The sequence below is a fragment of the Enhydrobacter aerosaccus genome, from assembly GCF_900167455.1.
Taxonomy (GTDB): domain Bacteria; phylum Pseudomonadota; class Alphaproteobacteria; order Reyranellales; family Reyranellaceae; genus Reyranella; species Reyranella aerosaccus.
This window is the reverse complement of record NZ_FUWJ01000002.1, coordinates 51584-66809: the sequence shown is the minus strand read 5'-3', so window position 1 is coordinate 66809 and position 15226 is coordinate 51584. Positions and strand designations below refer to the sequence as shown.

General features: G+C 65.7%; 11 protein-coding genes. 9 read left to right on the top strand and 2 right to left on the bottom strand.

The genetic code is table 11. The features are described from left to right. Positions 1 to 131: 131 nt before the first annotated feature. Positions 132 to 1808, bottom strand: coding sequence for an energy-dependent translational throttle protein EttA (ettA, locus tag B5D62_RS09600; protein WP_085933665.1), 1677 nt, complete (start codon positions 1806 to 1808; stop codon positions 132 to 134). Between the two features lie 76 nt (positions 1809 to 1884). On the opposite strand from ettA, the gene B5D62_RS09595 reads away from it, so the two are divergent. Beyond that, a complete protein-coding gene (locus B5D62_RS09595; protein ID WP_085933664.1) occupies positions 1885 to 5265 on the top strand; it encodes a hybrid sensor histidine kinase/response regulator in 3381 nt (1126 codons plus the stop codon). A 12-nt stretch (positions 5266 to 5277) separates the two neighbouring features. On the opposite strand, the gene B5D62_RS09590 is transcribed toward B5D62_RS09595, so the two are convergent. Beyond that, the gene (locus B5D62_RS09590) at positions 5278 to 5916 is read right to left on the bottom strand and encodes a response regulator (RefSeq protein ID WP_085933663.1); all 639 of its coding nucleotides are present in this window, start codon (positions 5914 to 5916) and stop codon (positions 5278 to 5280) included. Positions 5917 to 6101: 185 nt separating this feature from the next. Between B5D62_RS09590 and B5D62_RS09585 the strand changes: the two genes are divergently transcribed. From B5D62_RS09585 to B5D62_RS33315, 8 genes are all read left to right on the top strand, one after another. Continuing rightward, on the top strand, positions 6102 to 7766 hold the full coding sequence (locus tag B5D62_RS09585) for an MFS transporter (protein ID WP_085933662.1): 1665 nt from the start codon (positions 6102 to 6104) through the stop codon (positions 7764 to 7766). 113 nt (positions 7767 to 7879) lie between these two features. Beyond that, a complete protein-coding gene (locus B5D62_RS09580) occupies positions 7880 to 8410 on the top strand; it encodes a DUF2867 domain-containing protein (RefSeq protein WP_170920857.1) in 531 nt (176 codons plus the stop codon). A gap of 110 nt (positions 8411 to 8520) precedes the next feature. Further along, positions 8521 to 9057 (top strand): inorganic diphosphatase, encoded by a 537-nt coding sequence (ppa, locus tag B5D62_RS09575; RefSeq protein WP_085933660.1) that lies wholly within the window; start codon positions 8521 to 8523, stop codon positions 9055 to 9057. Between the two features lie 47 nt (positions 9058 to 9104). After that, the gene (locus B5D62_RS09570) at positions 9105 to 9497 is read left to right on the top strand and encodes a response regulator (RefSeq protein ID WP_170920856.1); all 393 of its coding nucleotides are present in this window, start codon (positions 9105 to 9107) and stop codon (positions 9495 to 9497) included. A 224-nt stretch (positions 9498 to 9721) separates the two neighbouring features. After that, complete coding sequence (locus B5D62_RS09565) at positions 9722 to 11260, top strand: ABC transporter substrate-binding protein (RefSeq protein WP_139373822.1); 1539 nt, start codon at positions 9722 to 9724, stop codon at positions 11258 to 11260. A 29-nt stretch (positions 11261 to 11289) separates the two neighbouring features. Further along, a complete protein-coding gene (locus B5D62_RS09560) occupies positions 11290 to 12336 on the top strand; it encodes a TauD/TfdA family dioxygenase (protein WP_085933657.1) in 1047 nt (348 codons plus the stop codon). Positions 12337 to 12427: 91 nt separating this feature from the next. Continuing rightward, positions 12428 to 13159 carry a phosphonate metabolism transcriptional regulator PhnF gene (gene phnF / locus B5D62_RS09555; RefSeq protein ID WP_269435093.1) on the top strand — a complete coding sequence of 244 codons (732 nt, stop codon included), beginning with the start codon at positions 12428 to 12430 and terminating at the stop codon, positions 13157 to 13159. A 208-nt stretch (positions 13160 to 13367) separates the two neighbouring features. Further along, a partial coding sequence (locus B5D62_RS33315; RefSeq protein WP_085933655.1) for an autotransporter outer membrane beta-barrel domain-containing protein occupies positions 13368 to 15226 on the top strand: 1859 nt, incomplete at its 3' end.

Sequence of the window (15226 nt, the reverse complement as noted above, 5' to 3'; positions counted from 1 at the left end):
GTGCGGACTGTGGGAAGACTTGCGCGGAAGCCTTGCGTCATCGGCTTTCGAGGCTTCCCGGCCCGGGGGCCGAGGATGGGAAGGGCGGGAAGCTTCCTCCCTCGCGACGAGGGAGGAAGACAGGAAGCGCCCTACTGCCGCACCAGCGGCTTGTACTTGATGCGATGCGGCTGGTCGGCATCGGTACCGAGGCGGCGATGCTTGTCGGCCTCGTAGTCCTGGTAGTTGCCTTCGAACCATTCGACGTGGCTGTCGCCCTCGAAGGCCAGCATGTGGGTGGCGATGCGATCGAGGAACCAGCGGTCGTGGCTGATGACCACGGCGCAGCCCGCGAACTCGACCAGCGCCTCCTCGAGCGCGCGCAGCGTGTCGACATCGAGATCGTTTGTGGGCTCGTCGAGCAGCAGCACGTTGGCGCCGCTCTTCAGCATCTTGGCCAGGTTGACGCGGTTGCGTTCGCCGCCCGAGAGCTGGCCGACCTTCTTCTGCTGGTCGGCGCCCTTGAAGTTGAACGAGCCGCAATAGGCGCGGCTCGAGACCTCGCGGTTGCCGAGCTTGATGATGTCGAGGCCGCCCGACAGCTCCTCCCACACCGTCTTGTTGGGATCGAGCGTCTCGCGGCTCTGGTCGACATAGCCGAGCTTCACCGTCGGGCCGACCGAGAAGGTGCCGCTGTCGGGCTTGTCCTGGCCGGTGATCATCTTGAACAGCGTCGTCTTGCCGGCGCCGTTGGGGCCGATCACGCCGACGATGCCGCCGGGCGGCAGCTTGAAGGAGAGGTTGTCGATCAGCAGCCGGTCGCCGAAGCCCTTGGAGATCTTGTCGGCCTCGATGACGTGATCGCCCAGCCGCGGCCCGGCCGGAATGACGATCTGCGCCGTGTCGAGCGTCGCCTTCTGCTCCTCCTCGACCATCTGGTTGTAGGCGGCGATACGCGCCTTGCTCTTGGACCGGCGAGCCGACGGGCTGGTGCCCATCCATTCGAGCTCGCGCTGCATGGTGCGGCGGCGGGCGTCGGCGGTCTTCTCTTCCAGCTCGAGGCGCTTGTCCTTCTGCTTCAGCCACGACGAGTAGTTGCCTTCCCACGGGATGCCGGCGCCGCGATCGAGTTCGAGGATCCAGCCGGCGACATTGTCGAGGAAGTAGCGATCGTGGGTGACGGCCACGACGGTGCCCGGGAAGTCATGGAGATGACGCTCCAGCCACGCGACCGACTCGGCATCGAGATGGTTGGTCGGCTCGTCGAGCAGCAGCATGTCGGGCTTGCTGAGCAGCAGGCGGCACAGGGCCACGCGGCGCTTCTCGCCGCCCGACAGCTTGTCGACCCGGGCGTCGGCCGGCGGGCAGCGCAGCGCGTCCATCGCGATCTCGACCGTGCGGCCGAGATCCCAGCCGTTGCCCGCGTCGATCTTCTCCTGGAGCTCGGCCTGCTCTGCGATCAGCTTGTCCATGTCGGCGTCGGGATCGGAGAAGGCGTTGGACACTTCCTCGAAGCGCGCCAGCATCCGGGCCATGTCGCCGGCGCCGTCCATGACGTTGCCCAGCACGTCCTTGCTTTCGTCGAGATGCGGTTCCTGCTGCAGGAAACCAACCTTCACGCCTTCGGCCGCCCAGGCCTCGCCGGTATAGCTGTCATCCAGGCCGGCCATGATCTTGAGCAGGGTCGACTTGCCGGCGCCGTTCAGGCCCAGCACGCCGATCTTGGCGCCCGGCAGGAACGACAGCCAGATGTCCTTCAGCACCTGCTTGCCGCCCGGATAGGTCTTGTTCAGACCCTTCATCACATAGATGTACTGATAAGCGGCCATTTCGGGCTCCTTCGGGGCGGCGGGCAGGGGTGGCGCGGGAAGGCGAGCCTTGTAGCGGCCCGGGGCGCTTGGTTCAATGCGGGCGATGCTGTCCGAACCGGTGGTTCTCGCCCTGTCGCTGGCCTATCTTGGCCTGCTGTTCGCCGTCGCCTATTTCGGCGACCGGCACCAGCGGGCCTGGTCGGCGAGCGGAACGGTCGCGCCGGCGGTCTATGGCCTCTCTTTCGCCATCTACTGCACGTCCTGGACCTTCTACGGCGCGGTGGGGCGGGCTGCGACGGCCGGCTTCGACTTCCTGCTCATCTATACCGGTCCGGCGCTGGTGATCACCCTGGGCTACCCGCTGCTGCGCAAGATGGTGCGGCTGGCGAAGCAGCACAATGTCACCTCGATCGCCGACTTCCTGGCCTCGCGCTACGGCAAGAGCCGCACGGTCGGCGTGACCGCGACCCTGTTCGCCACCGTCGGCGTGCTGCCCTATATCGCGCTGCAACTCCAGGCCGTGTCGTCCTCGTTCCGGGCCGTGGCGCGGCCGATCCTGCAACTCGGCGACACGCCGGGCGACGTGCACACCGATACGGCGTTGATCGTCGCGGCGCTGATGGCGGTGTTCACCATCCTGTTCGGCGTCCGCCACGTCTCCGCCTCCGAGCAGCATCGCGGCATGATGCTGGCCATCGCCTTCGAATCGGTGGTGAAGCTGCTGGCCCTGCTGGCGGTCGGACCGTTCGTGCTCCTGGTGCTGTTCGATGGTCCGGGCGATCTGCTGGCCAAGCTCGCGGCCCAGCCTGCCATCGCCGAGCAGGTGCTGCAGGAAGGATCGCCGCTTACCTGGATCGTGATCTCGCTGCTCTCGGCCATGGCGTTCCTGTGCCTGCCGCGACAGTTCCACGTCGCCGTCGTCGAGCATGGCCATCCGGCCAGCCTGCGCACGGCGCGCTGGCTGTTTCCGTCCTATCTCGTGCTGATCAACCTCTTCGTGCTGCCGATCGCAGCTGCCGGCCTCCTGCTGCTGGGGCCGGGCGCGAACCCGGATCTCTTCCTGCTCGAGCTGCCGTTGGGCCACGGCCAGAGCTGGATGTCGGCCTTCGTCTTCATCGGCGGCCTGTCGGCGGCGACCTCGATGGTGATCGTGGCCTGCATGGCGTTGTCGGGCATGATCGGCAACGAACTCGTCATGCCGTACCTGCTGCGCCGGCAGGGCGGGGCCAGCGTGCAGCGCGAGATGGGGCCGCTGGTCGTGTTCGTGCGCCGGGCGGCGGTCGTGCTGATCCTGATGGCGGGCTACGCCTACGAGCAGGTGATCTCGGGCTATCTGTCGCTGGCCTCGATCGGCCTGATCAGCTTCTGTGCCGTGGCCAACTTCGCGCCCGGCCTCGTGCTCGGCCTCTACTGGCGGCGCGCCCATCGTTACGGCGTGGTGGCCGGGCTGCTGGGCGGGTTCGCGATCTGGCTCTATGCCCTGCTGCTGCCGAGCCTCAGCCAGACTCCCGATCGCACGGCGCCGCTGAGCGGCTGGCTGCCGGCGCCGCTCGCCGAGCTCGATCCGGTGGGGCAGGGCTTCGTGGTCGGCATCGTCGTCAACACGCTGCTGCTGGTCGGCGTGTCGCTGCTGGTGCGCGCGACCGGCGCCGATGCCGAGCAGGCCGATGCCTTCGTGCTGGGGGCCGAGCCCGAGCCGGCGGCGGAACAGGACCCGAGCGATGCGGCGCGCATCTACGAGCTGCGCCAGTTGCTGGCGCGCTTCGTCGGTGTCGAGCGCGCCGAGCGGGCGCTGGGCGGTGGCCCGCTATCGTTCGAAGCGGCGCTGGGCCGGGCCGAGCGCGTGCTGTCGGGCACTTTGGGTGCAGCCTCGGCGCGGGTGATCGTCGCCGCGTTCGGCCGTCGCGGCCGGCTGCTGCCGCGCAGCGCCCGGGCGCTGATCGACGAAGCCTCCGAGGCCATCCGCTACAATTACGAGATCCTGCGCAACACCCTCGACCATGTCGGCATGGGCATCGCTGCCTTCGACAAGGACGGCCGTCTCGAAATCTCGAACGACCGCTTCGGCACCTTGCTGGCGCTCGATCATCCGCTGCTGCAACGGCCGGAGGCGCCGCAGACGCACGAAGTGGCCACGCCCGACGGCCGCGTCGTCGAGCTGCGGCTCGACCCGCTGCCGGGCGGCGGCTTCGTCGCCACCTGCAACGATGTAACGACGCGCGTGCGCACGGCCGAGGCCCTGCGCGACAGCGATCGTCAGCTTCGCCGCGCGGCGGAGACGCTGGAACAGCGTGTGGTCGAGCGCACGGCGCAGCTCGAGGCGAGCCGCGCCGAGGCGGAAGCGGCCAATCTCGGCAAGACCCGCTTCATCGCCGCGGCCAGCCACGACCTGCTGCAGCCGCTGCATGCCGCGCGTCTCTTCACGGCGGCCCTGATGGATCGCGAGCCCGGCAACGATCTCGGCGCCAAGATCGATGCCAGCCTGGGCGCCGTCGAGTCGCTGCTCGATGCCTTGCTCGACATCTCCAAGCTCGATGCCGGCGCCTTCAAGCCGGAGAAGCGGCCGTTCGCCCTGCAGCCGCTGTTCGAGTCGCTTGCGACCGCCTTCGCGCCGGTCGCGGCGCGGCGCGGCGTCGAGCTGGCGGTGGTGCCGACGCGCGCCTTCGTGACGACCGATGCCGCCTTCCTGCGCCGTATCCTGCAGAACCTGCTGTCCAACGCGCTGCGCTACGGGCAGGCCGAGGGCCGGCCGCAGCGCGTCCTGCTCGGCTGCCGACGCGAAGGAGACGAGCTGCGGATCGAGGTGCGCGACAACGGACCCGGCATCGCGGTCGACAAGCAGGCCGTGATCTTCGAGGAGTTCGTGCGCCTGCAACCCGAGCACGATCGGCCGGGGGAGGAGCGCGGCCTCGGCCTGGGGCTCGCCATCGTCGAGCGCATTGCCCGCATGCTCGACCTGCCGTTGCGGCTGTCATCCGCGCCGGGGCAGGGATCGACCTTCTCGGTGGTGGTGCCGCAGGCGGCGGCCGTCGTCGCTGGCCCGGTCGCGGCACCGGCGTCGCCGTCGGTCCCGGCGCTCGAGGCCGAGAGCTTCGTGCTGTGCATCGACAACGAGGCCCAGGTGCGGGAGGCGATGACGACGCTGCTGGCCGGCTGGGGATGCAAGGTCGCCACCGCGGCCTCGCTGGCCGAGGCGCTGGACCGCGTCCACGCGGTGGGCCGGCTGCCGAACCTGCTGCTGGCCGACCTTCATCTCGACGGCGAAGGCAGCGAAGCGGATGGCCTCACGGTCATCGCCGCCTTGCGCCAGAGCTGGCAACGGGCCGTTCCGGCGGCGCTGGTGACCGCCGACCGCGATCCCACCCTCAGGCTGCGGGCGCGGGCGCAGCGGGTCGAGCTGCTGCACAAGCCGGTCAAGCCCGCGGCGCTGCGGGCCTTGCTGCGAATGCGAGAGCGGCCGGCGCTGGGCGTCTGAGGTCGCCGGGCGTCACACCGTCGGCAGCGACAGGCTGCGCGCCTCGATCACCGCCTGGGTCCGCGAGCGCACGCCCAGCTTGCGCAGGATCACCGTGACATGCGCCTTCACCGTCGCCTCGCCGACGCCGAGCTTGTAGGCGATCTGCTTGTTCTGGTCGCCCTGCACCATCAGGGCGAGCACCCGCCATTGCTGCGGCGTGAGCTGGGTGGCGCGCTGGGCGAAGGTGTCGCCATCTTCCACGGCGGGCGGCGCGATGACCTCTCCGTCCAGCACGGCGCGCACCGTCGCCGCGATCTCCTCCAGCGAGGCCGACTTGTCGACATAGGCCGAGGCGCCGAGATCGTAGGTCCGCCGTGCCATGCGGGCATCGCGCGCCGCCGAGACCACGATGATGGGCACGGTCGGCCAGTCGGAGCGCAGCAGCGCCAGGCCCGTCAGACCCTCCATGCCCGGCATGTCGAGGTCGAGCAGCAGGGCATCTGTCTCGGGTTGGCCCTCGAGGCCGGCCTGCGCCTCGCCCAGGCTGGCGGCGGCGCAGATGGCGGCGCCGGGAAAGGCCTGGCTCAGGGCGGCCCGCAGGGCGTCGCGCACCATCGGATGGTCGTCGGCAATCAGGAACGAGCGCGGCTCCGGCGTCGTTTCGGACATCGTCTTGGTTTTCTCCCGATCGCTACAGTTGTGGGAGACGACCCGCCAGTCAACCGGCGCCTTCGACTAAAGTATGAGGGCGTGCGCATTGTTTGCCCTGCACCCCTCGTGTAGTGAAATACGGCAAGAATAAGCCGAGAGCCGGTAACGGCTCCGCCTTCGAGGAAACGTACAGGAGAACCAAGATGGCAATGGCAGCCACTGCCGATGCTTCACGTCCGATGACGCGCGGCGAGCGCAAGGTCATTCTCGCCTCGTCCGTCGGCGCCATTTTCGAATGGTATGACTTCTATCTCGCCGGCTCCCTCGCCGCGAATATCAGCGCCACCTTCTTCTCGGGCGTCAACCCGACGGCAGGCTTCATCTTCACCCTGCTGGGCTTCGCGGCGGGCTTCGCGGTCCGGCCCTTCGGGGCACTGGTGTTCGGCAGCCTGGGCGATGTGATCGGCCGCAAGTACACCTTCCTGGCCACCATGACCCTGATGGGCCTGTCGACCTTCGTGGTCGGCCTGTTACCGGGCTATGGCACCATCGGCTTCGCTGCGCCGGTGCTGTTCATCGCCTGCCGCCTCGTCCAGGGCCTGGCGCTCGGCGGCGAGTATGGCGGTGCCGCCACCTACGTCGCGGAGCATGCGCCGCACGGCCGCCGCGGCTACTACACGTCCTGGATCCAGACCACGGCGACGGCCGGTCTGTTCCTGTCGCTGCTCGTGATCCTGGTGCTGCGCATCAACCTCTCGCCGGCGCAGTTCGCCGACTGGGGCTGGCGCGTGCCGTTCCTGGTCTCGATCCTGCTGCTCGGTGTGTCGATCTGGATCCGACTGCAGTTGGAGGAGTCGCCCGCCTTCAAGCGCATCAAGGAAGAGGGCCGTCATTCCAAGACCCCGCTGCGCGAAGCCTTCGGTCGCTGGGAGAACGCCAAGGTCGCCCTCGTGGCGCTGCTGGGCGGCACGGCCGGTCAGGCGGTGGTCTGGTACACCGGCCAGTTCTACGCACTCTTCTTCCTGACCCAGACGCTCAAGCTCAATCCCACGACGGCGAATATCGTCATCGCGGTGGCGCTCGCCATCGGCACGCCATTCTTCATCTTCTTCGGCTGGCTGAGCGACAAGATCGGCCGCAAGCCGATCATCCTGACCGGCTGCCTGCTGGCAGTGGTCACCTACTTCCCGCTGTTCGGCGCGTTGACCAACGCGGTGAACCCTGTGCTGGAGCAGGCGCTGGAGAAATCGCCGGTGACCGTCATCGCCGATCCCGCCGAGTGCTCGTTCCAGTTCAATCCGACCGGCACGGCGAGCTTCACGACCTCGTGCGACGTCGCCAAGTCGTTCCTGGCCACCAACTCGGTGAACTACTCGAACCAGGCCGCGCCAGCGGGAACGGTCGCGCAGATCAAGATCGGCGACAAGACGATCGCTTCGTTCGACAAGGTCAAGGCCGGCAAGGACGCCGCTGCCAAGACCAAGGCCTTCACCGACGAGGCGACGAGCGCCATCCGGGCCGCGGGTTATCCGGCTGCGGCCGATCCGGCCAAGGTGAACACGCCGATGGTGGTGCTGATCCTCACCATCCTCGTCATCTACGTGACGATGGTGTACGGGCCGATTGCTGCCCTGCTGGTCGAGCTGTTTCCGACCCGCATCCGCTACTCCGGCATGTCGCTGCCGTACCATATCGGCAACGGTTGGTTCGGCGGCTTCCTGCCGCCCACCATCTTCGCCATCGTGGCGGCCACCGGTAACATCTACTCGGGTCTGTGGTATCCGATCGTGATCGCCGGCATGACCTTCGTCATCGGCCTGCTGTTCATGCCGGAGACCAAGGACCGCGACATCTACCACCACGACTGAGACGGCTTGACCTTCCCGATGCAACCGGCGGCCGCGAGGCCGCCGGTTTTCTTTTGGGCAACGGACAGGCATGCTGCGGAGCGTTCCACTTCCTCGACCGACAGGAGCGTCCGGTGACGATCGTCAAGGAAACCGCCGTTCCCACCTCGAGCGTACTGCATGGCACGCTTGCCGACGCGGACTTCTTCGATGCCTACGTCGCTCCCCTCCCGGACGACAGCCTGTCGCCGATGGAGGTCTTCCTGCATGCCTCGCGCCATACGCCGCAATGGGTGACGCGGCTGATGTCGTTGCGAAATCGACTGGTATCGCTGGTCGGGCTCAAGGATGTCGGACGCATGCAGGACGATGTCGATCGGCCAGCCGACTCCTATCGCGTCGGTGACAGGCTGGGCATCTTCAGCGTCTTCGGTCGTACCGAGCAGGAGGTCGTGCTGGGCATCGACGACCGCCACCTCGATGTCCGCGTCTCGATCCTGAAGGAGTGCAGGGACGGAAGGGACAGCTACGTCGTCATCTCGACAGTCGTGCATGTCAAGAACTGCCTGGGACATATTTACATGCTGCCTGTAGGTCGCATCCATCCATTGGTCGTGAAGGCAATGATGCGTCGCGTTCCCGTGCCCTTTCCCGGGCCCCTGTGACGAATATGTATTCGGGCTCGTAGAAGCCCGACCGAGGGATCGAAGACGGTTTTCTTTTTGCGCTGCAGCAGGCATGTTGACGTACGTTTCTGTACTATCAGGGTAACTGCATGAACCTCGATGCCATTGCTATTGGCCGTAATCCTCCCGAAGACGTTAATGCCATCATCGAGGTGCCGATTGGCGGCGAGCCGATCAAGTACGAGATGGACAAGGAGGCCGGTACGCTGATCGTCGACCGCTTTCTCTACACGCCCATGCGTTATCCCGGAAATTACGGCTTCGTGCCCCATACGCTCTCCGAGGATGGCGATCCGATCGACGTGCTGATCGCCAACACGCGGCCGATCATTCCGGGCGCGGTGATGAACGTGCGGCCGATCGGCGTGCTGCGGATGGAAGACGATGGCGGCGGCGACGAGAAGATCATCGCCGTGCCGACACCCAAGATCACGCAGCGCTACGTCAATGTGAAGAACTACACCGACATGCCGGAGATCACGCGCCAGCAGATCGAGCACTTCTTCATCCACTACAAGGACCTCGAGCCCGGCAAGTGGGTCAAGCTGATGGGCTGGGGCGATGTCGACGAGGCCCGCGCCCTCATCAAGGCCGCCATCGAGCGCGCCGGAAAGAAGCGCGCCTGAGGAAGGTGACCATTTCGAAAGGGGCTTGAACGATGCCAGAGGCAACGATGACGGCAGCGCCGAAGCGGCTCGAAGGACGGACGGTTCTCGTGGTCGAGGACAATGCCGAGATCGCCTTCGAACTCGCCTCGATCCTCGAAGAGGCAGGCGCAGCCGTCGTCGGGCCGGTGGCATCAGTGCAGAGCGCGTATGACCAGATGGGTGATCGCGCCATCGAGACCGCGCTTCTCGACGTCACCCTGCGCAACAACGAGACCGCCTTTCCGCTGGCCGACGCACTGGCGGCCCAGCGCATTCCCTTTGTCTTCATTTCCGGTCAATCGAGCGCGCTGATGCCGCCGCGCTACCGCGATCGCGCTTTCCTCAACAAGCCCTACAAGAGCGAGGAAGTGATCGAGGTCGTTCTTGCTTCGCTGCAGGCAGGCACGAGTCCCGATTAGCGACCGCGATCGCCCCGCAGTCTCTGTCCCGGGGCGCGACCCGACACCATCCACGACTTATCGCCAGTAACGGTGCCGGATCTCCAGTCCGTCGGCGCGACTCCACCCGTGCGCCGGCCGTCACATTGCCTTCATCCGCCAGTGGTACGTACCACTTGAACGCGGCGTGGGATCGGTGACCGATCGCTGCAGGCTCGTGCCGCGCCGACGATGGAGAGTCTTTGGTGTCTGCCTTGCTTGGTCGCCGAACTGTATCGATGGGCCTTGCCGCCCTGTTCGCCATGCCTGCCGCGGCGCAGACCGCCAAGGCCGGCCGGTTGCGCATCGGCATGCCGAGCTATCCCTCGACGCTCGATCCCGTCACCATCTATCTCACTCCCGGCCTGCGCACGCTCGCGAATGTCTTCGAGCCTCTGATCGATTTCGACATCCGGCGGAATTATGCGCTGCGGCCCGCGCTCGCCGAAAGCTGGCAGCGCCTGGATCCGCAGCGTGTGCGGTTCCGTCTTCGCCCCGATGTGCGGTTCCACGACGGCAGCCTGATGACGGCGGCTGACGTGGTCTTCAGCCTGAGCGCCCAGCGTCGCCAGGGAGCGACGGGCGCCATCGGCTCCATCGCCGGGCCGTTCCAGGGGTCCATTGCCGAGGTGATTGCGGTTGGCGACCGCGATATCGACGTGGTGACGGCCTATCCCGATCCGGTCATCGAGCAGAAGCTGGCGGCCTGGTCGTGCCAGATCATTTCCCGATCGGCCTTCGAAGCGGCGGGCGGTTGGACGGAATGGCTGCGGAGGCCGATCGGCACCGGTCCCTATCGGATCGTCGAGTCACAGGCCGATACGCGCCTGCTCCTGGCCGCCCACAAGGGCTATTGGGGCGGCTCCCCCGTGTGGTCCGAGCTCGAGTTCCGATCGATCAATGAACTCTCCTCGCGCATTGCCGCCTTGCAGGCCGGCGATCTCGACCTGATCACCGACGTGACTCCGGACCAGTTCCGGTCGCTCCAGACCGACGCGCTGGAGATCGTCGGAGGTGAACTGCCGCAATACCGCATCGTCGGCTTCGATTGCAGTTGGGGACCGTTGCGCGACGTTCGCTTCCGCCGTGCGCTGTCGCTTGCGATCGACCGCGACGCCATCACGACAGGCCTGTGGGACGGACGCGTGGGCGTTCCGCGCGGGGCGCAGGTCCCGGCCTATGGCGATACCTATCTCGCGGACGTCCCCGCGCCGGGTTTCGACCTCGCCGAGGCGCGCCGCCTCGTACGCGAGAGCGGCTATGCCGGCGAAGTCATCCCCTATCGAGTCCAGTCGGCCTACTACCCGAACCAGATGGCCACCGCGCAGGTTCTGGTGGAGCAATGGCGTGCCGCCGGCATCCGGGTCGAACTGGTCGTGCTCGAGAATTTCTCCCAGGTCTTTGCCCGTCCCATCCAGGCGATCTTCGACTACTCCATATCGATGGCCTGGCCCGACATGACGGGCATGCTGTGGCGGCTGTACGGCGAGCGCGGCATCTTCCAGAGCAACTTCAAGGTCTGGTCGAACCCGGAATTCAACCGGCTCGGCGACCAGATGGAGCGCAGCTTCGATGTGGCGGAGCGACGGCAGTTGCACCGCCGCATCCTGGAGATCGTCATGCGCGACGATCCACCTTTTCTCATCCTCCACAACAATGGCGCCTTCTTCGGACGTCGGCGCGGTGTCGCCTGGACGCCGGCCAGCACGCTGCTGATGGAGTTCGGGCCGCGATCTTTGGGTTGAACCTTTACCGACGACAAGTGAGGCAGAAGATGACAAGGCTTGCGGAACCCGTGCGCGATGGAAGCGCCTGGACGGTGCAGGAACTGCGACATGATCCGAGTTGGATCCATAACCTGACGGCTGCGGAGATCGAGGAACTCGATCAGGCGCTCCGCCACGTAAACGAAGCGGGCCTGGGCATGACCGACATCGCGCGCGAGGATTTCGTGTTGCCACGTCTCGGCCAGTTCCTGGCGACGGTGCCCGAGGCGGTCGAGAATGGTCGGGGTTTTGTGGTCCTTCGCGGTATCCCGGTCGAGCGCTACAGCGACGAAGACGCCAGCCGGCTGTTTTACGGATTGGGAACGCATATCGGCCCGGCGATCTCGCAGAACGCGCATGGCGACCTGCTGACGAAGGTGACGGACCGCAAGGTGGGCAGTTGGGGTGAACCGACGGTCCGCGGCTACCAGACCCGCACCGGACTGGGCTTCCACACCGACAACGCGGACGCGGTCGCACTGCTCGTCGTGCGGCGGGCGAAGGAGGGCGGCACCAGCCTTCTCTCGAGTGCCACCGCGATCTACAACGAGATACTCACGCATCATCCCGAGCATCTCGACCGCCTGCATCGAGGCTACGTCTACCATCTGCGCGGCGAGGGACCGGCGGCGTTGAACAACCTTTCGCATCAGCCGATTCCAATCTTCAGCTACTACGCCGGCAGGCTGAGCTGCCGCTATGTCCGGGCGTCGATCGAACTTGGCGCAGAGCTTTCCGGGCAGCCATTGACGGCCGAGGACGTTGCGCTGCTGGATCTGATCGACGAACTGGCGAGCCGCGAAGATCTGTGCCTGCAGGAGGATTTCGAGAGTGGCGACGTCCAGATCGTCAGCAATCATTCGATCCTTCATGCGCGCACTGCCTTCGAGGATTTCGAAGAGGTCTCCCGCAAGCGCCTGCTCCTGCGCTTGTGGTTCAATCTGCCGAATGGCCGGCCGCTGGCGCCGGACTTTGCCGACCGCTTCGGGCCGGGATCCGCGCGCCTTGGCATTCCGGCGGTCGCGGACGCAACGAATTTCGTTCCGCGCGGCTGAGCCAGGCTGGACGGGCCGTCGATTGAGAAGCGGCTTCAGATGATGATAAATCTCGTTCAGCGACCGCTGAACGAGAAAGCAGGCTGAATTAGTGGCCCCATCGGCATCTCACAGACCTCCCGCTCCCCGGCTTTGGCGGGACGTGAAGCAGTCGATCGAGGCGATGATCGCCACCGCCTTGCGCAAGAAGGTCGATCGACTCCCCAACGAGCGGACCCTGGCCGAGCAGCTCGGCGTTCATCGCCACACCGTGCGCCGTGCCATGGCCGAACTGGAGAGCGAAGGGCTGGTCTGCGTCGAGCATGGCCGCGGCACCTTCATCCAGAGCGAGATGGTTCGCTATCGGCTCGGCCGCCGGACACGCTTCACCGAGAATCTGGCCGGCATCGGCCTCGAACCGCAATCCGAGCTGCTTCATCATGATCTCGGGCCGGCCGATGCTTCGGTCGCGGCGGCATTGGGGCTGAGACGCGACTCGGACGTGGTCCGGCTCGTTACCCTGCGCGGCGCGAAGCGGCTGCCGCTGACCTATGCCATCCACTTTCTGCCCGCCAGTCGCTTCGAGGATGCCGCCGCGATATTCGAACGGACGCGGTCGATGAGTGCCGTCCTGCTGGCCGGCGGCGTCACGGATTATCGTCGCAGCCAGATACGCGTCGCCTCCCGATTGCCGACGGAACAGGAGGCGCAGGCGTTGAAGCAGCAGATCGGCCAACCCGTTCTCGTCATCTCCAGCGTCAGCCGTGACATGGACGGCGAAGCCGTCCTCTACACCACCAGCCACGTGTCCGCGATCCGGATGGAACTCGTCGTCGACCTGTGAAGCTGGCGGCGCAGGAAGCGATACGATCTCCTCAAGCGTCCGGACCGTCATTGGACCGTCATCCGATAAGCGCAGCCCTCGCCTTGGGTTGGCCCAAATTGGGTACTTTTCGCCTTCCCCGAGCACCATAAATCGCGTTGCAATCGCATCGGGAAGCCCGGGATCGGGGAGCGCGCCTAAACAGGCGCAACTCGGGTGGAGATATCACGTGTTCAAGAAGATTGCGGCGGCCGGCATCTCGATCGCTCTTGGGGTCGCCTGTGGCGGGGGCGCCTGGGCCCAGAGCTGGAGCCTGTATCAGGGCTATACCAGCCTGCCGTTCATTCAGTATGCCGGTCCCGCCGCCAACGGCGCCATGAATTATGTCGATGGCGTTACGGGCCAATACATGAACCAGGCGGCGCTGCTCAACGTATCGATGAGCAATGCGGGTTCACCAAGCCTTCTTACCCATCAGTTCGTCATGGATACCGGTTCGACTGGCATCATCGTTTCCGGCGATAACTTCAAGCCTGGACCGGGCGATGTATATGTCGGGCCTGGACAGCAATTCTACAGCAGCAGCGGATTGCTCTCCCAAGGCAGCTACTATCTGACGAATGCCGTGATCGACGACAAGAACGGCAATCCCGTCGCGACCGCGCGCGTCACGGTCTTGCTGGTGACCAATCAGACGTGCGTCTTCACCAACAAGGGGTGCCAGCCCAATCCGAATCCGACCAATGTCGCCTATATGGGGGTGGGCTTCAACCGAGGTGACAGCGCGATCGCGCCGCCGGCGCCCTACAACAACATCAATCCCTTCACCAATATCGTCTCGATCGCTTCCGGACAGCAGATCAGCACGCTTTGGCAAGGCTATCGGGTCACAAACGCAGGCGTCATCCTGGGGCTCGACCCGACAACGACGAGCAACTTCTCGTTCGTGAAGCTGACGCCGAATGCGAACTCGAACAATCCGTCGTCCGCCTGGCAGCAGGCTCCGGTGACGATTTCGGTGGGCGGCGTCAGCGGCAGCGGCCAGATCCTGCCGGACGCGGGAATCGGCTATTCGTTCCTGACACCACCGCCGGGCGCTTCCCTGACCACCGGCGTCTGCTCGATCGGCGGTACGGGCTGCATCGTCAGCAATACGAACGCCAAGATCCAGATCTTCCTGCCGGGCCAGATCACGCCGCTGCCGGCCTCCTACAGCTTCACCCTCAACAACCCGGTCGACAGTGCGCTCAATCCGCAGCTCGTCCAGGTCGTCGACGGCCCGTCGATTTTCATCAACACGGGTCGCGAGTTCTATGCCGGCTTCGATTACCTTTACGATCCGGTCGATGGCTTCGTAGGCTACCGCTGGAACGGAAACGTCAGCAGCCAGTACGGCCAGGTGACGCCGAGCGTGGCCCTGACCGGCACGTTGTCGCTGTCGAATAACTTCAGTTCCACGCTGCCGATGTACCTGATGGGCAACACGACCTTGCAGGAGGCGGGCACAGGGACGATCAACAGCGATATCAGCGGTCCGGGCGGGCTCACGATCGCCAGCGGCATCGTGAACCTGCTGGGGATGAACACCTATACCGGCGGCACGATCGTGGGCTCCGGTGCCACGCTGGGGCTGGGCGGTACGCTGATCGGCAATCTTACCGTTCAGTCAGGCGGCACGTTCCTGACGACTGGCGGCTATTCGGTTGCTCCCGGAGCGACGCTGATCAATGCCGGCACGTTCCAGTCGTTTGGCCCGGCGTTGTTCAATCAGGGAATGCTGTTCAACAGCGGCACGCTGACCAGCGCATTGACCAATGTCGGAACGGCCATCAACACCGGGACGATCACCGGCACCGTCACCAACGGCGGGACCTTCGTCAACAACGGCGCGGTGGTCGGCGCCGTGACCAACAACGGCCAGCTGTCCGGCTCGGGTACGCTGACCGGCGCCTTCGTGAACAATGCCGTGGTTGCGCCGGGCAACTCGATCGGGACGCTGAACGTGAACGGGAGCTTCGTGCAGAACCCGACGGGCAGCTACCAGGTGCAGACGAATGGCGCGGGCCAGAGCGATCTGATCAGCGTCAC

What these genes read in the sequence shown, in the direction of transcription:
- B5D62_RS09585 (WP_085933662.1), top strand. Translation starts at nt 6,102, where the DNA reads ATGGCAATGGCAGCCACTGCCGATGCTTCACGTCCGATGACGCGCGGC.
- ppa (WP_085933660.1), top strand. Translation starts at nt 8,521, where the DNA reads ATGAACCTCGATGCCATTGCTATTGGCCGTAATCCTCCCGAAGACGTT.
- B5D62_RS09595 (WP_085933664.1), top strand. Translation starts at nt 1,885, where the DNA reads ATGCGGGCGATGCTGTCCGAACCGGTGGTTCTCGCCCTGTCGCTGGCC.
- ettA (WP_085933665.1), bottom strand. Translation starts at nt 1,808, where the DNA reads ATGGCCGCTTATCAGTACATCTATGTGATGAAGGGTCTGAACAAGACC.
- B5D62_RS09570 (WP_170920856.1), top strand. Translation starts at nt 9,105, where the DNA reads ATGACGGCAGCGCCGAAGCGGCTCGAAGGACGGACGGTTCTCGTGGTC.
- B5D62_RS09560 (WP_085933657.1), top strand. Translation starts at nt 11,290, where the DNA reads ATGACAAGGCTTGCGGAACCCGTGCGCGATGGAAGCGCCTGGACGGTG.
- B5D62_RS09590 (WP_085933663.1), bottom strand. Translation starts at nt 5,916, where the DNA reads ATGTCCGAAACGACGCCGGAGCCGCGCTCGTTCCTGATTGCCGACGAC.